A 340-nucleotide genomic window follows, 5' to 3' on the forward strand; every position below is an offset into this window, starting at 1 on the left:
TCCCGATGTCCCCACCCGCGCCCTGGTCTTCCGGGAAGACCGTCCACGCTTGGACAAGCCCCTGCCGAAGTTCCTCGACGATGCCCGGGCTGCCGCGTTCATGGCCGCCGCCGCACAACTACCCGACGAGCTCGACCGGTTGATGATCCAGATCCTGGCCCGCACCGGCATGCGCCGCGGCGAACTACTCGGGCTACGCATCAACGCCGTCGTCCAGATCGGCACCGGCTACTGGCTGCGCACCCCGGTCGGGAAACTCCACACCGACCGCTACATCCCCCTCGACCCGGCCCTCAAGACCCTCATCGACACCTGGATCGCCCACCGCCCGTCATGGCAG

1 protein-coding gene is annotated in these 340 nt (G+C 68.2%); it reads left to right on the forward strand.

Features of this window, described 5'->3' with window-relative positions:
- Positions 1 to 49: 49 nt before the first annotated feature.
- The coding region (locus ACTQ49_RS15065) for a tyrosine-type recombinase/integrase (RefSeq protein WP_441828645.1) at positions 50 to 340 on the forward strand (291 nt) is incomplete at its 3' end.

Origin of the sequence: Luteococcus sp. Sow4_B9, assembly GCF_052116585.1 — a bacterium.
Classification (GTDB): domain Bacteria; phylum Actinomycetota; class Actinomycetes; order Propionibacteriales; family Propionibacteriaceae; genus Luteococcus.